A 16425-nucleotide genomic window follows, 5' to 3' on the forward strand; every position below is an offset into this window, starting at 1 on the left:
CATAATCCAGGGATAAGCCTTCAGATACACAACAACCTCCAACAAGGTGGCTGTTGCAATCACCCCCAGAAATCGCCTGGGCTTTTGCGGGCACAAGCGTCTGCTCACGCATGGGACCACCGCGCTCAGAACTCGTGGCGCACTTCCCGCAACGGCACCCGGCCGTCGACAGCGAGCACTCCTTCTGCCCGCAGCAGCTCCAATTGCCGGGTGGCCAAGTGGCGCGCGGGCCTGCCCGACGCGGAGATCACCCGGTGCCACGGCAGATCCGACGAATCGGTGCGCATGATCCAGCCAACGATGCGCGGGCTGGAAAGCCCTGCGGCCGCGGCGATGTCGCCGTAGGTCGACACCCGCCCCGGTGGTATCGACGCGACCAGCGCGCGCACCGTCTCGACCTGCTCGTCGGTGATCGCCGCCATGGCTAGGCCTGTTCGAGCCGTTCCTTGATCACCGCGGCCGTCTCGGCGGGCAGCGCCTGTGCCACCATGTGGTCGCAGTCGAAATCGACCAGCGTGAAACGCGGGCCGAGATCCTCGGACAAGGCGGTGATCAGCGCGTCGGTCACATACGGGGGATCGGTCTTGGTGGCCCGTACCAACGTCGTCCGAATCCCCTTGTGTGGTATGACGAAATCGCGCGCCAACTCACTCCAGTACGACATCATCGCCGGGATGCTGATCCGCCACCCGTAGCGGCCGTCGGGGCGCTCCACCAGATGCTCGTCGAGTTCGGCGTCCAGCTCGGCGGGATCCACGTCGGCCCATGACCCGCTGGCCTTCTCGTTGCGGGCCTCGTCGCGGTCGAGGTAGTACGGCGAGGACATCATGTCGTCGGCGATGTTGGCCATCCACGCCCCGTCCAGGCCGACGGCGGGGTCGAGCAGCACCAGCGACGCGACCAGGTCCGGGCGTGCGGCCGCAAGGCGCAACGCGACGGCACCGCCGAACGAATGCCCGACCACCACCACGGGCCGCGTCGCCTCCCGCGCGAGCAGATCGGCCAGCGCGGCGACGTTGGCCTCCAGTGTCCACGGGGCCCGCCACGACGACCGCCCGTGGCCCAGGAGGTCGGGCGCCAATATCGAGGCGTTAGGCAGGTGCTTGGTGGCCAGCGTGCGCCAGCGCAGGCCGTGACCGGTCAAGCCGTGCACGGCCAGAACCTGTGCCGGCTGATCGGGTCCGAATCGGTGCACATTGAGAAATGGGGAATCACTGGCCACGCGTCGATGCTAAGTGGGCCCCTCAAGGCCTGCTGATCTGGTCCCGGTCGGGCAGCTAAGTGCTCGCCCGACGGGATTTGTCGGACCCTCGTGCTGTCATGCCTACATGTCCGCACCCGACCTCACGCTGACCCCAGCGGCGTTGACGCAACCCGGCATTCGCGGTGTGGTGCGCGTCGTGGGTGGCCCCGGCACGGGTAAGACGACCGCGCTGATCGACACCGCGGCTGCGCACATCGCCGACGGGGCCGACCCGGAATCGGTTCTGCTGCTGACGGGTTCGGCCAGGCTGGGCGCACAGGCGCGCGCAGCGATCACCACGGCGCTGCTGTCGGCAGGCAGCCGCGCCGTCGTGCGCGAGCCGCTCGTGCGGACGGTGCACTCGTATGCGTTCGCGGTGTTGCGGTTGGCGGCTCAGCGCAACGGAGACCCGCCGCCGCGGCTCATCACCACCGCCGAGCAGGACGGCATCATCCGCGAGCTGCTGGCAGGCGACCTCGAAGACGGCGACAGCGCCGCGGTGGCGTGGCCTCGCCAGCTGCGCCCGGCGCTGAGCACGGCCGGATTCGCCAACGAGCTGCGCGATTTGATCTCCCGTTGTACCGAACGCGGTGTCGATCCCGTTGCGCTGCAACGCATCGGGCGGTTGTCCGGCCGTCCCGAATGGCTCGCCGCGGGTCAGTTCGCCCAACAGTACGAGCAGGTGATGCTGCTGCGCTCGGCGGTCGGGATGGCCGCCCCGCAGGCCACCGTGCCTGCACTAGGTGCCGCCGAACTCATCGGCGCCGCCTTGGAAGCCTTCGCCGTCGACGCGGACCTGTTGGCCGCTGAGCGGTCGCGGATCAAGCTGCTGCTCGTCGACGACGCCCAGCACCTCGACCCGCAGGCCGCCCGCCTGGTGCGGGTCCTGGCCGCCGGCGCCGACCTGACGGTCATCGCGGGTGATCCCAACGAGGCGGTGTTCTCCTACCGCGGCGCCGATCCCGCCCTGCTGCACGCCGACGACGATCCGGTGATCGTCTTGACCGAGTCGCACCGCTGCGCACCTGCGGTGGCACAGGCCATCACCGGCGTCGCACAGCGGTTGCCGGGAGCGGGCGCGGCACGAGCGATCACCGGCAGCGGCGACGGCCCAGGCGCCGTGTCCGTACGAATCGCCGCATCGCCGCACGCCGAATCCGCATTGATCGCCGACGCGCTGCGCCGAGCCCACCTCATCGACGAGGTGCCGTGGTCACAGATGGCCGTGATCGTGCGCTCGGTGCGGCACAGCGGAGCGGCACTGTCGCGTGCGCTCGTCGCGGCCGGCGTTCCCGTGCTCGCGCCGCCGTCGGGGGTCCCGCTGGCCGAGCAACCCGCAGTGCGCGCCATGCTGACGGTGCTGGCCGCCGTCGCCGACGGACTGGACGGCGAGCGGGCCACCGAACTGCTGACCGGGCCCATCGGCCGGGTCGATCCGGTGTCGCTGCGCCAACTGCGCAGGGCGCTGCGCCGAGCCGACCGCCACCAGCCGCCCCGCGACTTCGGTGAGCTGCTCGTCGAAGCGCTCGAGACGGAAAACCACGCCGTCAACGGCGATCTGGGCCGCGCACTGCACCGAGTGCGGGCCGTGCTGGCCGCCGCCCGCGACAGTGACGCCGGCGGCGCGGACCCGCGCTACACGCTCTGGCAGGCGTGGCACCGTTCCGGCCTGCAGAAGCGGTGGCTGGCGGCCAGCGAGCGCGGCGGCACCGTCGGCGCGAACGCCGACGCCGATCTCGACGCCGTCACCGCCCTGTTCGACGTCACCGAGCAGTACGTCTCGCGGACGGCAGGCGCCTCATTGCGCGGCCTCGTCGAGCATGTGCGGGCACTGGGCCCGCTGCCCACCACTGGCGAACCGGCTACCGGCGCTGAGGGTGTCGCCGTGCTCAGCGCGCACGCCGCGCTCGGCGGGGAATGGGACTTCGTCGTGATCGCCGGTCTACAGGAAGGGTTGTGGCCCAACACAACTCCGCGCGGCGGCGTGCTCGGAACCCAGCAGCTGGTCGACGTGCTCGACGGCGTCGCCGACGCTGACGGCGTGTCCAGCCGCGCGCCGCTGCTGGCCGAGGAACGCCGACTGCTGATCGCCGCGATGGGGCGGGCCCGCCGCAGACTGCTGGTGACCGCGGTCGACAGCGAATCCGGCGACGACGCGATGTTGCCGTCGCCGTTTCACGCCGATCTGGCACAGTTCGCAACTGAGGACGGCGAGCGTAACCCCGAACCCCTGCCTGCGCCGCGGGTGCTGGCGCCCGCGCCGATGGTCGGCCATCTGCGCGCGGTGGTTTGCGCCCCCGAGGGCGCCGTCGATGACACGGTTCGGGCCTGTGCCGCAGCGCAATTGGCGCGGCTGGCCGCGGCGGGAATCGCTGGCGCTGACCCCAGACAGTGGTACGGCATGACGTCGCCGAGCACCGACGAACCACTGTGGGAGGGCGACGACCACGTGGTGCGGCTGTCGCCGTCGACTCTGCAGACACTGGCCGACTGCCCTCTGCGCTGGCTGCTGGAACGCCACGGCGGCAGCGACGGTCGCGACGTGCGCTCGGCGGTCGGCTCACTGATACACGCCCTGGTGTCCGACCCGGCGATGAACGAGGCGCGGATGGCGGCAGAGCTCGAAAGAGTCTGGGCGAAACTGCCGTTCGAATCGCAATGGTATGCAGACAACGAACTGGAACGGCACCGCGCGATGCTGGCCACCTTCCTGGCGTGGCGCGAGCAGACGCGCCGCGAGCTCACCGAGGTGGGCACCGAGGTCGACGTCGACGGCGTGCTCGACTGCGACGGCACGCCCGTGCGGGTGCGTGGCCGCGTCGACCGGCTCGAGCGCGACGGCGAAGGCCGCCTCGTGGTCGTCGACATCAAGACCGGCAAATCACCCGTCACCAAGGACGATGCCCAGCGCCACGCCCAGCTGGCGATGTACCAATTGGCCATCGCCGAAGGCCTGCTGCCGGAAGGTGATTCACCCGGTGGCGGCCGGTTGGTCTACCTCGGCAAGTCCAGTGCGAGCGGACCGACCGAACGTGAGCAGAACCCGCTGACGCCCGACCTGCGCGACCAGTGGCGGCAGGCGGTGGCGCAAGCGGCCGCCGCCACCCGCGGGCCGCAGTTCCTCGCGCGCATCAACGACGGCTGCGCGCACTGCCCGATCCGCGGCCACTGCCCGGCACAGGCCGCCGCCAACGGAACAGGACAAGCATGACACACACGTACAGCCCCGCCGAATTAGCCTCCGCCCTCGGTCTTTTCGCTCCTACCGACGAGCAAGCCGCGGTCATCGCCGCATCACCGGGACCGCTGGTGGTGATCGCAGGCGCCGGCGCGGGGAAGACGGAGACGATGGCCGCGCGCGTGGTGTGGCTGGTGGCCAACGGCTACGCCTCGCCGGGGCAGGTGCTCGGTCTCACCTTCACCCGCAAGGCGGCCGGTCAGCTGCTGCGCCGCGTCCGCTCGCGGCTGGCCCGGCTGGCCGGAGCCGGCATCGTGCCCGGCGGCCTCGACGCCGCCGACGACCCGCCGACCGTCAGCACCTACCACGCCTTCGCGGGCACACTGCTGCGCGAACACGGCCTGTTGCTCCCCGTCGAGCCCGACACCAGGCTGATCGGTGAAACGGAGTTGTGGCAGCTGGCCTTTCGCGTCGTCGCCGAGCACCCCGGTCCGCTCAACACCGACAAGACACCTGCGGCGGTGACGAAGATGGTGTTGCGGCTCGCCGGTCAACTGGCCGAGCACCTCGTCGGCACCGAGCAGTTGACCGACACCCACGTCGAGTTGGAACGGCTGGTGCACACGCTGCCCGCCGGCCCGTACCAGCGTGACCGCGGCCCCAGCCAGTGGCTGCTGCGGATGCTGGCCACCCAGACCGAACGCGCCGAACTGGTTCCGCTGATCGACGCGCTGCACCGGCGTATGCGCGACGAGAAAGTGATGGATTTCGGCATGCAGATGGCCGCGGCCGCGCGGCTGGCGTCGACGTTCCCGCAAGTCGGTGAGCAACTGCGGAACCGCTTCCGCGTCGTACTGCTCGACGAGTACCAGGACACCGGTCACGCCCAGCGGATGGCGCTGTCGTCGCTGTTCGGCGGGGGAGTCGACGACGACCTCGCATTGACCGCCGTCGGCGACCCGATCCAGTCGATCTACGGGTGGCGGGGCGCGTCGGCGACCAACCTGCCGCGGTTCACCACCGACTTCCCGCGCTCGGACGGCAGCCCGGCGCCGACGCTGGAATTGCGCACCAGCTGGCGTAATCCGCCGCGGGCGCTGTATCTGGCCAACGCGGTGTCGACCGAGGCGCGGCGCAGGTCGGTCGCCGTGAAGGCGCTTCGGCCACGCCCCGGCGCGCAGCCCGGCACGATCCGCTGCGCGTTGCTTAACGACGTCGAAGCCGAACGCGACTGGGTGGCCGACCACATCGCCAGGCGCTACCACGCGGCGCGCGACGCGGGCGAGGCCGTGCCCACGACGGCGGTTCTGGTGCGCCGCAACGCCGATGCGGCGCCGATGGCAGATGCGCTGACCGCCCGCGGCGTGCCGGTGGAGGTGGTGGGGCTGGCGGGCCTGCTCTCCGTGCCCGAAGTCGCCGACGTGGTGGCGATGCTGCGCCTCGTCGCCGATCCCGCCGCGGGCGCGGCCGCGATGCGAGTGCTCACCGGGCCGCGCTGGCAACTCGGCGGGCGCGACATCGCGGCGTTGTGGCGGCGGGCGGTCGAGCTCGACAGCCTGGACGCTGGTGCGCCGACGGATCGTGGTTCGGTTGACGACGTCGTCGCGCAGGCCGCGCCGGATGCCGACACCGCCTGCCTGGCGGATGCGATCAGCGACCCCGGCCCCGCCGAGGCCTACTCGCCGGCGGGCCACCGCAGGATCACCGCGCTCGGACATGAATTGACCGGCCTGCGCGCCCACCTCGCCCATGCGCTGCCCGACCTGGTCGCCGAGATACGACGCGTCCTGGGCGTCGATGCCGAAGCCCGCGCGGCCCGGCCCCCGTCGACGGAGTGGACCGGCACCGAACACCTCGATGCGTTCGCCGACGTGGTGGCCGAGTACGTCGCCGGCCGCCCGGGTGCGGGGGTGGCCGACATGCTCGGCTTCCTCGATGCCGCAATGGAAGTGGAGAATGGATTGGCACCCGCCGAGATCAGCGTCGCGCACGACCGTGTGCAGATCCTCACCGTGCACGCCGCGAAAGGGTTGGAGTGGCAGGTGGTCGCCGTGCCGCACTTGAGCGGGCGAATCTTCCCGTCGACGGCGTCGACGCGCACCTGGCTCACCGACGCCGGCGACCTGCCGCCCCTGCTGCGCGGCGACCGGGCCACGCTGGGCGCCCACGGCGTCCCGGTGCTCGACACGTCCGATGTGACCAATCGGAAGCAGTTGTCGGACAAGATCAATGAGCATAAGCGGCGGCTGGAGCAGCGACGGGTCGACGAGGAGCGCAGGCTGCTGTACGTGGCGTTGACCCGCGCGGAGGACACACTGTTGCTGTCCGGCCACCACTGGGGCGCCTCGGAGGGCAAGCCGCGGGGCCCGTCGGAGTTTCTCTGCGAACTCAAGGAGATCATCGACAGCTCGGCCGTCGGCGGCGACCCGTGCGGCGCCGTCGAACACTGGGCGCCAGCGCCCGCCAACGGTGAGCCGAACCCGTTGCGCGACAAGGTGATCGAGGCGGTCTGGCCCGCCGACCCGGCCGGACCGCGGCGCGGCGACGTCAATCGCGGCGCCCATCTGGTGCAAGCCGCGATGACCGGGACACTGGCGGTCCCCGACGACGCCGTCGAAGACTGGGCCGCCGACGTCGACGCGCTGCTTGCCGAACGCGAACGCGCGGTTCCGCAGCGCCCGGTCGCGATGCCCCCCGCGCTGTCGGTGAGCAGCCTGGTCGAGTTGGGCCGCGACCAGGCCGCCGCGCTGCGCAGGATGCGTCGCCGGCTGCCGGTCCGCCCGGATCCGCATGCCTTGCTGGGCACCGCTTTTCACGACTGGGTGCAGCGGTTCTACGGCGCCGAGCGGCTGTTCGACCTCGACGACCTGCCCGGGGCGATGGACGGTCAGCTGGCCCGCGCGGACGCCGATGCGCTGGCCGAACTGCAGGCCGCGTTCATGGGCAGCCCGTGGGCGGCCCGCACACCCGTGGAGGTCGAGGTGCCGTTCGACATGGTCATCGGCGGCACCGTGGTGCGCGGCCGCATCGACGCGGTGTTCGAGGACGCTGACGGCATCACCGTCGTCGACTGGAAGACCGGCGAACCGCCCCACACCCCCGAGGCCCGACAGCACGCCGCCGTCCAGCTCGCGGTGTACCGGCTGGCCTGGGCCGAACTGCGCGGCGTGCCCGTCGACTCGATTCGGGCCGCATTCCACTACGTGCAGTCGGGGCGCACCGTGGTGCCCGATTCCCTGCCGGACATCGCCGACCTCGCCGCGCTGCTTCAGAAGGAGGTCGCATGACTAGATATTGATATTGACATGAGACATCTGTCTCATTAGGCTCTCTGCGCATGGCACTGACCCCCGCCCAGATGGATCAGAAGATCGAGGAACACTTCGACTTCGAAGCACGCGACGACATCGAGGGGGTCTTGAGCACCCTCGCGCCGGACGCCGAACACGACATCGTCGGCTATCCGACCGGCCCCACCCATGGTCGTGAGGGCGCCCGCACCTTCTACGAAGGCCTGTTCAAGGATCTGTCCGACGGCCGCTGCGAAACCGTCCGCCGGTTGTACGGTGAGGGCTTCCTCGTCGACGAATCGGTATGGCGCGGAAGGGCTCCCGGCAGACCGTTCGGGCTAGAGGGCAGGAACCGTCCGCTCGAGTTCCGGCTGTTGCACGTCATCGAGTTCGCCGACAACGGCGACATCTCGCGGGAGAACGTCTGGATCGACTTCGCGTCGATCGTGGCGCAACTGTCGCAGGACTGAGGTAATGGCTTCCCGGCCTTCCCAGGCTTCCATGACTGATGCCACCGCGGGTCGGCCGAATCAGAAGAGTCGCACCCGAAAAGACCTGCTCGACGCGGCGGCGCGGTTGCTGCGGCAGGGGCGCCGGCCGACGCTGGAGGATGTCGCCGAGGAGGCGTTGGTGTCGCGCGCCACCGCCTATCGCTACTTCCCGAACGTGGACGCGCTGCTGGTGGAGGCACCGCTGGACGGCGCCATGCCCGATCCGGACGCCTTGTTCGCCGACGGATCTGAGGACCCGGTGGAGCGCCTGAACATCGTCGACGCGGCGCTCGACGACATGATCGCCGCCAACGAACAGGCGCTGCGGTTGATGCTGGCGCTGTCGCTGCAGCAGGACCGCAACGGCGACCACGACCCCGTTCCGGCTCGGCAGAACCGCCGAGCCGCGCTGATCGACTCGGCGCTGGAACCGGCCCGCGACGATATCGACCCTGTTGTCAGACAACGGCTTTCGAGAGCGCTGGCACTTATTCTCGGAACCGAGTCGATGGTGGTCCTCAAGGATGTGCTGCAGCTGGACCCCGCGGAGGCGCGGGAGGTCAAGCGGTGGGCGATCGCGGCGCTCGTCAACGCCGCTACGAGGTCCGGTAGACCTTGACGGCCTGCGCGATCATCGGGAACTGCAACGGGAACCGGGCGATCGCGGCCAGTCGCATCGGCCACGGCTTCTTCCACCACAGCCGCACCATGTTGATGTTTGCGGGGTAGACACCGAGGAAGACCGCGATCGCGGCCAACGCCCCCACCTTGCGGGTGCGCGGCGACAACAGCAGACCGGCGGTTGATAGCTCGGCCACGCCGGAGGCATAGGTGTAGAAGCGTGGGCTGCCGGGCAATTCGGCCGGAACGATCGCGTCGAACGGCCTGGGCGTCACGAAGTGCAGGGTGCCGACGCCCAGCAGCATCGCCGCAAGTCGGTAGGCGGGCGCGCGGGTGGCGATCTGCTGCAGTTCGGGCGGCGGGCAGGTCATGATTACATTGTGCTGGTGCGGCAGTCCCATCCGGTGACGGACCCTCGTGGCTAGAGGCAGATTGCGTCGGCGTCTGGCCGCGATCGACCAGAACCTGACCACGCGACCGGACGCCGATCTGGTCGACATCCTGCGCATCCCCGAGCCGTTCGTCAGCCCGACCCAACGCATCATCCGCCGGATCATCTATGCACTCACGGCGCTGTTCGCGGCGGTGATGATCGTCTATCTGGACAGGCACGGCTACCGCGACATCGAGAGCAGCCCCAACCCCGACGATCCGCTGTCGTTTCTCGACTGCTTCTATTACGCGACGGTGTCGTTGTCGACCACCGGCTACGGCGACATCACGCCCGTCACCCCGTCGGCGCGGCTGACCAACGTGCTGGTGATCACCCCGCTGCGGGTGGCGTTCCTGATCGTGCTGATCGGCACCACGGTCGAGACCCTCACCACGCAGTCGCGCCAGGCACTGAAGATTCAGCGATGGAGGAGCAGAGTGCGCAACCACACCATCGTCGTCGGCTACGGCACCAAGGGCAGGACCGCCGTCGCCGCGATGGTCGGCGACGAGGTGGCCCCCGCCGACATCGTCGTCGTCGACGAGGACCCCGCCGCCCTCGAGCGGGCCAAAAGCGCCGGGCTGGTCACCGTCCGCGGCAACGCAACGGATTCCGAAGTGCTGCGCCTGGCCAGTGCCCAGCACGCCAAGGCCATCATCGTGGCGACCAACCGCGACGACGCCGCCGTGCTGGTCACCCTGACCGCCCGCGAGTTGGCGCCCAACGCCAAGATCATCGCGGCGGTGCGCGAGGCCGAGAACCAGCACCTGTTGGAGCAGTCGGGTGCGGATTCGACGGTTGTGACGTCGGAGACAGCGGGCCGCCTGCTGGGCATAGCGGTGCAGACACCCAGCGTTGTCGAAATGATGGAAGACCTACTGACGCCCGACGCCGGATTCGCGATCGCCGAACGCGAAGTCGAACCCAAGGAGGTCGGCGGCTCGCCCCGGCACAACCCCGACATCGTCCTGGGCGTCGTTCGCGGCGGACAGCTTTTGCGCGTGGACGACCCCAAGGTCGACGCCCTCGAACTCGGCGACCGGCTGCTCTACATCCGCAGCGCCGAATCCGAGCGATGAGCCGCCGCTTGACCTCGTTTCAACTGCGCAATGTGCCGCTGTTGTCGCGCGTGGGGGCCGACCGCGCCGACGCGTTGCGTACCGATATCGACGCGGCGATCGCCGGATGGTCGGATGCCCTTCTGCTGCGGGTGGATTCGCGCAATCAGGTGCTGATCGCCGACGGCCGAGTGGTGCTGGGCAAGGCCACCGCGTTGGGGGATAAACCCAGCGAGCACGCGGTGTTCCTGGGCCGGGTGCCGGACGGCAGGCATGTGTGGGCGGTGCGCAGCGCGTTGGTGGCGCCCGAGGACCGGACGGTCGAAACCCAGGTGCTCGACCTGCGTCGGGCCGGCCACATCTTCGACGACGTCAGCGCGCAGTTGGTGGCGACGGCGACGGCCCTGCTGAATTGGCATGACAGTGCGCGGTTCAGCGCCAACGACGGCTCACCGACGAAGCCGTCCAAGGGCGGTTGGGCGCGGGTGAATCCCGTCAACGGACACGAGGAGTTCCCGCGGATCGACCCCGCGGTGATCTGCCTGGTGCACGACGGCTACGACCGCGCGGTGCTGGCCCGCCAGACGCTGTGGCCGGAGCGGTTGTTCTCGCTGCTGGCCGGGTTCGTCGAGGCGGGGGAGTCGTTCGAGGCCTGCGTACAACGCGAGATCGCCGAGGAGATCGGGCTGACCGTCCGCGATGTGACCTATCTGGGCAGTCAGCCGTGGCCGTTCCCGCGGTCGTTGATGGTCGGCTTTCACGCCATCGGCGATCCCGACCAGGAGTTCGCTTTCCACGACGGCGAGATCGCCGAGGCGGGCTGGTTCACGCGCGCCGAGATCCGCGAGGCGCTCGACCACGGCGATTGGAACAGCGACTCCTCGTCGCGGCTCCTGCTGCCGGGATCGATCTCCATCGCCAGGGAGATCATCGAATCCTGGGCCGCCCTCGACTAACCCCCTTACGCCGAAACGTACATTTGGGCGTAAAAGTACGAGTAAATCGCGCCATTTCGTGGATCTCGGCGCAGGTAGGCCGCGCTCGCAGCGGAGGTTGGCCACGCGCCGCTCCGCACGGATTGGCCGCGCTCGCAGCGCAAGTTGGCCGTGCACCGCGGCCGCGCAGCGCGGCCACCAGCGCCGGGCCGCTAGCCCAGTTTGGCCTTGATGTCGCGCGCGCTCGGATTGGTCAGCGTGGACCCGTCGGGCAACTTCACCGTCGGCACGGTCTGGTTGCCGCCGTTGACCGACATCACGAATTCCGCGGCGGCAGGATCGGTTTCGATGTCGACCTCGGTGAACGGGATGCCTTCGGCCTTCAATGCCGTCTTCAACCGGGCGCAATAGCCGCACCACGTTGTGGTGTACATGGTGACCGGCGCGTCGCTGACTGTCATAACGGGTCCAACGTATCGGAGCCGTCGGAAATTGCGTAATCGGGGCCACGCGGCGCACACGTCCCGGCGATGTCGGTCGGCCCTGCCATGATGGAGCGCATGTCGCCCACGGACGTGAGGAGCGAAGCAGATCCCACGCATCTCGGCGAGCTGGACGACGAACAGCGTGAAGCGGTGCTGGCCCCGCGCGGGCCTGTGTGCGTGTTGGCCGGCGCGGGCACCGGCAAGACCCGCACGATCACCCGACGCATCGCGCACCTGGTGACAGCCGGGCATGTCGCGGCAAGTCAGGTGCTGGCGGTGACGTTCACCCAGCGCGCAGCCGGCGAAATGCGCAGCAGGCTGCGCGCGCTGGACGACGGGTCGGGCACCGGGGCCGTGCAGGCGATGACGTTCCACGCCGCCGCCCGCCGCCAGCTGCAGTACTTCTGGCCACGGGTCGTGGGCGACACCAGCTGGCAGCTGCTGGACAGCAAGTTCTCCGTCGTCGCGCAGGCGGCGAGCCGGGCCGGGCTGCAGGTCAGCACCGACGACGTGCGCGACCTCGCAGGTGAGATCGAGTGGGCCAAGGCCTCGCTGATCAGCCCCGAGGGCTACGCCGCCGCCGTCGCCAAGGCCGGGCGCGACATCCCACTGGACGCCGAGAAAGTGGCCGGCGTCTACGCAGGCTACGAACGCCTGAAGGCCCGCGCCGACGGTGTGGCGCTGCTCGACTTCGACGACCTGCTGCTGCACACCGCGGCCGCGATCGAGAACGACCCGGCCGTGGCCCAGGAGTTCCGCGACCGCTACCGCTGCTTCGTCGTCGACGAATACCAGGACGTCACCCCGCTGCAGCAACGCGTGCTCAACGCCTGGCTCGGCGAACGTGACGACCTGACCGTGGTCGGCGACGCCAACCAGACCATCTACTCCTTCACCGGCGCCACCCCGCAGTTCCTGTTGAACTTCTCGCGCCGCTATCCCGACGCCGCGGTGGTGCGCCTGGAGCGCGACTACCGATCCACGCCGCAGGTGGTGTCGCTGGCCAACCAGGTCATCGCGGCGGCCCGCGGCCGCGTCGCCGGCAGCAAGCTGCACCTGGTCGGCCAGCGCGATCCCGGCCCGAAACCGACGTTCTCCGAGCACACCGACGAAGTCGCCGAGGCGGCGGCCGTCGCCAAGAAGATCGCCCGTCTCATCGAAAGCGGCACGCCGCCATCGGAAATCGCGGTGCTGTACCGCATCAACGCGCAGTCGGAGGTGTACGAGGAGGCGTTGACCGAGGCAGGCATCGCCTTTCAGGTGCGCGGCGGAGAAGGGTTCTTCAGCCGCCAGGAAATCCGCCAATCGCTCGTGGCCCTGCAGCGCGCCGCCGAACGCGGCACCGACGCATCGGGCGCCGAGCTGCCCGAGCTGGTACGCCAACTTCTCGAACCGCTCGGGCTGACCGCCGAACCGCCGACCGGCACCAGGGCCCGGGAACGCTGGGAGGCGCTGACGGCACTCGCTGATCTCGTCAATGACGAAGTGGCGCAACGGCCTTCACTCGATCTTCGTGCGTTACTCGCCGAGCTTCGGCACCGCGCCGACGCCCGCCACCCACCCGTCGTGCAGGGCGTTACCCTGGCCTCGCTGCACGCGGCCAAGGGGCTGGAGTGGGACGCCGTGTTCCTCGTCGGCCTGGCCGACGGCACCCTGCCGATCTCCCACGCGCTCGCGCACGGACCCGACAGCGAGCCGGTCGAAGAGGAACGCAGGCTGCTTTATGTCGGAATCACAAGGGCGCGAGTGCATTTGGCGCTCAGCTGGGCGCTGTCGCGCAATCCCGGCGGACGACAGACCCGCAGACCGTCACGGTTCCTCAACGGCATCGCCCCGCAATCGCAGTCCGACACACCCAACCGGCCGCGCAAACCGCGGGGCCCGGCGCCGCGATGCCGCGTCTGCAACAACATCCTCACCACGCCGCCCGCGATCATGCTGCGCCGCTGCGAGAGCTGCCCGTCCGACATCGACGAGCAGCTGCTCGCCGACTTGAAGGACTGGCGGCTGCGCACGTCCAAGGACATGAACGTGCCGGCGTATGTGGTGTTCACCGACAACACCTTGATCGCGATCGCGGAGACGCTGCCCACCGACGACGCCGCGCTCGTCGCGATCCCCGGCATCGGCGCGCGAAAGCTCGAACAGTTCGGCGCCGATGTGCTCGCACTGGTCAAGAGCCGCCAAACGTCGTAAAGATCGTGCCAAAACCGCAGGTCAAAAAATCGGTTGTGGGAAAGGGCTGCTAAGCTCTAGCCTCGAAACGACTTCCGAGACGGACGAGAGGAGGGTGCTGCGATCATGACGATTATCAACGCGTTCAACGCCGTAGGCGTGGCCGGCATGTCGCGAACCCTCCAGATTTCCGAGGCAACCGCCGCCGCGGCGCATCATGGCGCCGCGATTGCGCCGCGTAAGCCGCGCAACGCCACCGCGATTGTCGCGTCCGTGAATCGGGGCATCACTTAACTAGCTCCCAGAACGCCGAAATGGCCACGGACCCGCAATCCAGGATCCGTGGCCATAGTTTTTTGGGAGAACCCCACGAACCTGGTCACGAATCCGAAGAGAAAACGAACCGAAAAGATCGACGACCAGGAAGCAGGTGAACGGACATGTCACGCCCCCTGACATTCCGCAAGAAGTCACTGCCGGCCGTGCCATGTCATGTCGGTGATCCCGACTTGTGGTTTGCGGAAAGCCCAGTCGAACTGGAACGGGCCAAGGCCTTGTGTGCCGAATGCCCGATCCGGCAGGAGTGCTTGGCGGCCGCCCTCGACCGCGGCGAGCCGTGGGGCGTTTGGGGTGGAGAGATCCTCGTACGCGGCGCAATCGTTGCGCGTAAGCGTCCGCGCGGACGGCCACGCAAGACGGAGCCGGCAGCCGCCTAGCGGTTGCCGGGCTCCGTACGGCCTCCCAACGAAAGCGACGCCGGTGACCCCGCGTTAATCGTCGTCTTCGGCGAAACCCGGAACCAGTTCCTCGGCAAGCCGTCTGGCGGGCACATGCGCGTCGAGCTGGCAGGCGATCGCGACATTCGACGCGATGACGCGCATCGGAATCGCCAACTTGACCGGGATGTCCATCTGTCGCGCAGTGCGGATCTGCGCCACCGAGCGGTCCATGTTCACCGCGGTCATCTTCTGCAGCCACTTACGGGTGTAGTGGAAGACTTCGACTTCCAGCGGCTCGACGTACTGACGCAACATCTCGTCGAGTTCCCGCGTCGACACCTGCTCACCCTTCTGGATGAAGCCGATCTTCTCCATGGTCGGCAGCAGGTTGTCGTAATCCTTCTTCAACGCGTAGCGCGTCGCCCTGCCCAATTCCGGTGGGATGCCGCCGGGCAACGGCGCCACCGCGCCGAAGTCGATCACACCCATCTTGCCGTCGGGCAGCAACATGAAATTGCCCGGATGCGCGTCACCGTGCATCATCTCCAGCCGCCGCGGCGCATCGTAGGTCAACTCGAAAAGCCTGGTGCCCATGAGATCCCGCTGTTCCTGCGTGCCCTCACGGATGATCACCGACATCGGGACTCCCTCGATCCATTCCTGGATCACCACTTTCGGCGCGCTCGCCACAATGCGTGGAACGACGAAATGCGGGTGTCCCTCATAGGCTTTCGCGAACGCACGCTGGTTGTCGCCCTCCAGCCGATAGTCGAGTTCCATCTCGGTGCGCTCGACGAGTTCGTCGACGACGCCCTGCACATCGGCACCGGGGGAGAGCTGTTTGAGCACGCCGACCATCCGCTGCATGGTCTTCAGGTCCGCGCGCAGCGCCTCGTCGGCGCCGGGATACTGGATCTTGACGGCGACCTCGCGTCCGTCGGACCACACGGCCTTGTGCACCTGGCCGATGCTGGCCGACGCCACGGGCTGGTCATCGAACGAGGCGAACCGCTCACGCCACTTGGTGCCCAGCTGCGCGTCGAGCACCCGGTGCACCTTGGCGGCGGGCAGCGGCGGCGCCTCGCGCTGCAGTTTGGTCAGCGCCTCGCGGTACGGCTTGCCGTACTGCTCGGGAATCGCGGCCTCCATCACCGACAGCGCCTGGCCGACCTTCATTGCGCCGCCCTTGAGCTCGCCGAGAACGGTGAACAGCTGCTGCGCCGCCCTGTCCATCAACTCGGCGTTGACCTCGTCCTTGGACTTACCGGTCAGCCGCTTACCGAAGCCCAGCGCGGCCCGACCTGCCATACCAACGGGAAGGCTCGCCAGCTTCGCATTGCGAGCTGCGCGGCCCCGTTTGATGTCACTCACCCGTCCATCATCCATGACGAATCCGGCACCCCCGCAACCGTGTGGCAACACGCGTTTTCATCCGCTGTGCGAACACTGCGGGCACCGCGGATGCCGCGACCACCGGCGCGCGACAGTCGAGCCGGTCTGGACGTCGAACTCCAGCGTGGTGTCGAGCGTGGCCGGCGGATTCTGCACGCGATCGACCCCGACGCCCTCCCGAACGGCCGCAATGACGCGGTCGACCTGATGCAGGGCCAACGCCGCGGTGGCCAGCACTGTGGCGCGATCGGCGCTGCCGACGGTGTCGCGCAGCTGCGCCGCGACCGCAGGCCAGCCCACGTCGCGATCGCTGCGATGCAAGTCGGCGCATCTTGCTCAGCGTCACCGACGCCGAGTTCGTATCACTGCTGGATCCGCCGGATTCGGCGGCCGCCGCGGTGGCAC

Annotated in this window: 14 protein-coding genes and 1 pseudogene; 9 read left to right on the forward strand and 6 right to left on the reverse strand. The window is 68.9% G+C overall.

The features are described 5' to 3' along the window. Window positions 1-125 precede the first annotated feature (125 nt). Together CQY20_RS30315 and CQY20_RS30320 are read right to left on the reverse strand one after the other, a co-directional pair. The gene (locus CQY20_RS30315) at window positions 126-422 is read right to left on the reverse strand and encodes an MGMT family protein (protein WP_097944503.1); all 297 of its coding nucleotides are present in this window, start codon (window positions 420-422) and stop codon (window positions 126-128) included. A 2-nt stretch (window positions 423-424) separates the two neighbouring features. Beyond that, a complete protein-coding gene (locus CQY20_RS30320) occupies window positions 425-1222 on the reverse strand; it encodes an alpha/beta hydrolase (protein ID WP_097944505.1) in 798 nt (265 codons plus the stop codon). A gap of 106 nt (window positions 1223-1328) precedes the next feature. On the opposite strand from CQY20_RS30320, the gene CQY20_RS30325 reads away from it, so the two are divergent. Genes CQY20_RS30325 through CQY20_RS30340 form a run of 4 tightly spaced genes read left to right on the forward strand, consistent with a single transcriptional unit; the run spans window position 1329 to window position 8821 of the window. Further along, complete coding sequence (locus CQY20_RS30325; RefSeq protein ID WP_097944507.1) at window positions 1329-4454, forward strand: ATP-dependent helicase; 3126 nt, start codon at window positions 1329-1331, stop codon at window positions 4452-4454. Then, on the forward strand, window positions 4451-7708 hold the full coding sequence (locus CQY20_RS30330; protein ID WP_097944509.1) for an ATP-dependent helicase: 3258 nt from the start codon (window positions 4451-4453) through the stop codon (window positions 7706-7708). Before CQY20_RS30325 ends, CQY20_RS30330 begins: the two co-directional genes overlap by 4 nt. Before the next feature lie 50 nt (window positions 7709-7758). Beyond that, a complete protein-coding gene (locus CQY20_RS30335; RefSeq protein ID WP_097944511.1) occupies window positions 7759-8181 on the forward strand; it encodes an ester cyclase in 423 nt (140 codons plus the stop codon). 31 nt (window positions 8182-8212) lie between these two features. Beyond that, window positions 8213-8821: a TetR/AcrR family transcriptional regulator gene (locus CQY20_RS30340; protein ID WP_097944513.1), complete on the forward strand. Its 609-nt coding sequence runs from the start codon at window positions 8213-8215 to the stop codon at window positions 8819-8821. Here CQY20_RS30340 and CQY20_RS30345 read toward each other — a convergent pair. After that, entirely contained in the window at window positions 8799-9194 is a 396-nt protein-coding gene (locus tag CQY20_RS30345) for a DoxX family protein (protein ID WP_097944527.1), read from the reverse strand. The two genes, CQY20_RS30340 and CQY20_RS30345, sit on opposite strands and share 23 nt — an antisense overlap. Before the next feature lie 46 nt (window positions 9195-9240). On the opposite strand from CQY20_RS30345, the gene CQY20_RS30350 reads away from it, so the two are divergent. Both CQY20_RS30350 and nudC read left to right on the forward strand, forming a co-directional pair. After that, the gene (locus CQY20_RS30350; RefSeq protein WP_097944515.1) at window positions 9241-10335 is read left to right on the forward strand and encodes a potassium channel family protein; all 1095 of its coding nucleotides are present in this window, start codon (window positions 9241-9243) and stop codon (window positions 10333-10335) included. Beyond that, entirely contained in the window at window positions 10332-11270 is a 939-nt protein-coding gene (gene nudC / locus CQY20_RS30355; RefSeq protein WP_097944517.1) for an NAD(+) diphosphatase, read from the forward strand. The genes CQY20_RS30350 and nudC overlap by 4 nt, the downstream gene beginning before the upstream one ends. Window positions 11271-11461: 191 nt before the next feature. Here the strand turns inward: nudC and mrx1 are convergent, their stop codons facing one another. Continuing rightward, complete coding sequence (gene mrx1, locus CQY20_RS30360) at window positions 11462-11710, reverse strand: mycoredoxin Mrx1 (RefSeq protein WP_097944519.1); 249 nt, start codon at window positions 11708-11710, stop codon at window positions 11462-11464. A gap of 87 nt (window positions 11711-11797) precedes the next feature. Here mrx1 and CQY20_RS30365 point away from each other — a divergent pair, with 87 nt between their 5' ends. The 3 genes from CQY20_RS30365 to CQY20_RS30370 all read left to right on the forward strand — a co-directional run bounded on the left by CQY20_RS30365 (window position 11798) and on the right by CQY20_RS30370 (window position 14625). Then, window positions 11798-13930 (forward strand): ATP-dependent DNA helicase UvrD2, encoded by a 2133-nt coding sequence (locus CQY20_RS30365; protein ID WP_371871099.1) that lies wholly within the window; start codon window positions 11798-11800, stop codon window positions 13928-13930. A gap of 105 nt (window positions 13931-14035) precedes the next feature. Continuing rightward, the gene (locus tag CQY20_RS34995; RefSeq protein ID WP_163700762.1) at window positions 14036-14203 is read left to right on the forward strand and encodes a hypothetical protein; all 168 of its coding nucleotides are present in this window, start codon (window positions 14036-14038) and stop codon (window positions 14201-14203) included. Window positions 14204-14349: 146 nt separating this feature from the next. After that, on the forward strand, window positions 14350-14625 hold the full coding sequence (locus CQY20_RS30370; RefSeq protein WP_097944523.1) for a WhiB family transcriptional regulator: 276 nt from the start codon (window positions 14350-14352) through the stop codon (window positions 14623-14625). Window positions 14626-14679: 54 nt separating this feature from the next. On the opposite strand, the gene CQY20_RS30375 is transcribed toward CQY20_RS30370, so the two are convergent. After that, on the reverse strand, window positions 14680-16014 hold the full coding sequence (locus CQY20_RS30375) for a macrolide-binding ATPase MABP-1 (RefSeq protein ID WP_097944525.1): 1335 nt from the start codon (window positions 16012-16014) through the stop codon (window positions 14680-14682). Window positions 16015-16056: 42 nt separating this feature from the next. Continuing rightward, a pseudogene (locus CQY20_RS30380) lies at window positions 16057-16353 on the reverse strand (cyclodehydratase); the annotation flags it as partial. Window positions 16354-16425: the final 72 nt, after the last annotated feature.

It is taken from the genome of Mycolicibacterium agri (assembly GCF_002553505.1).
Taxonomy (GTDB): Bacteria; Actinomycetota; Actinomycetes; order Mycobacteriales; family Mycobacteriaceae; genus Mycobacterium; species Mycobacterium agri.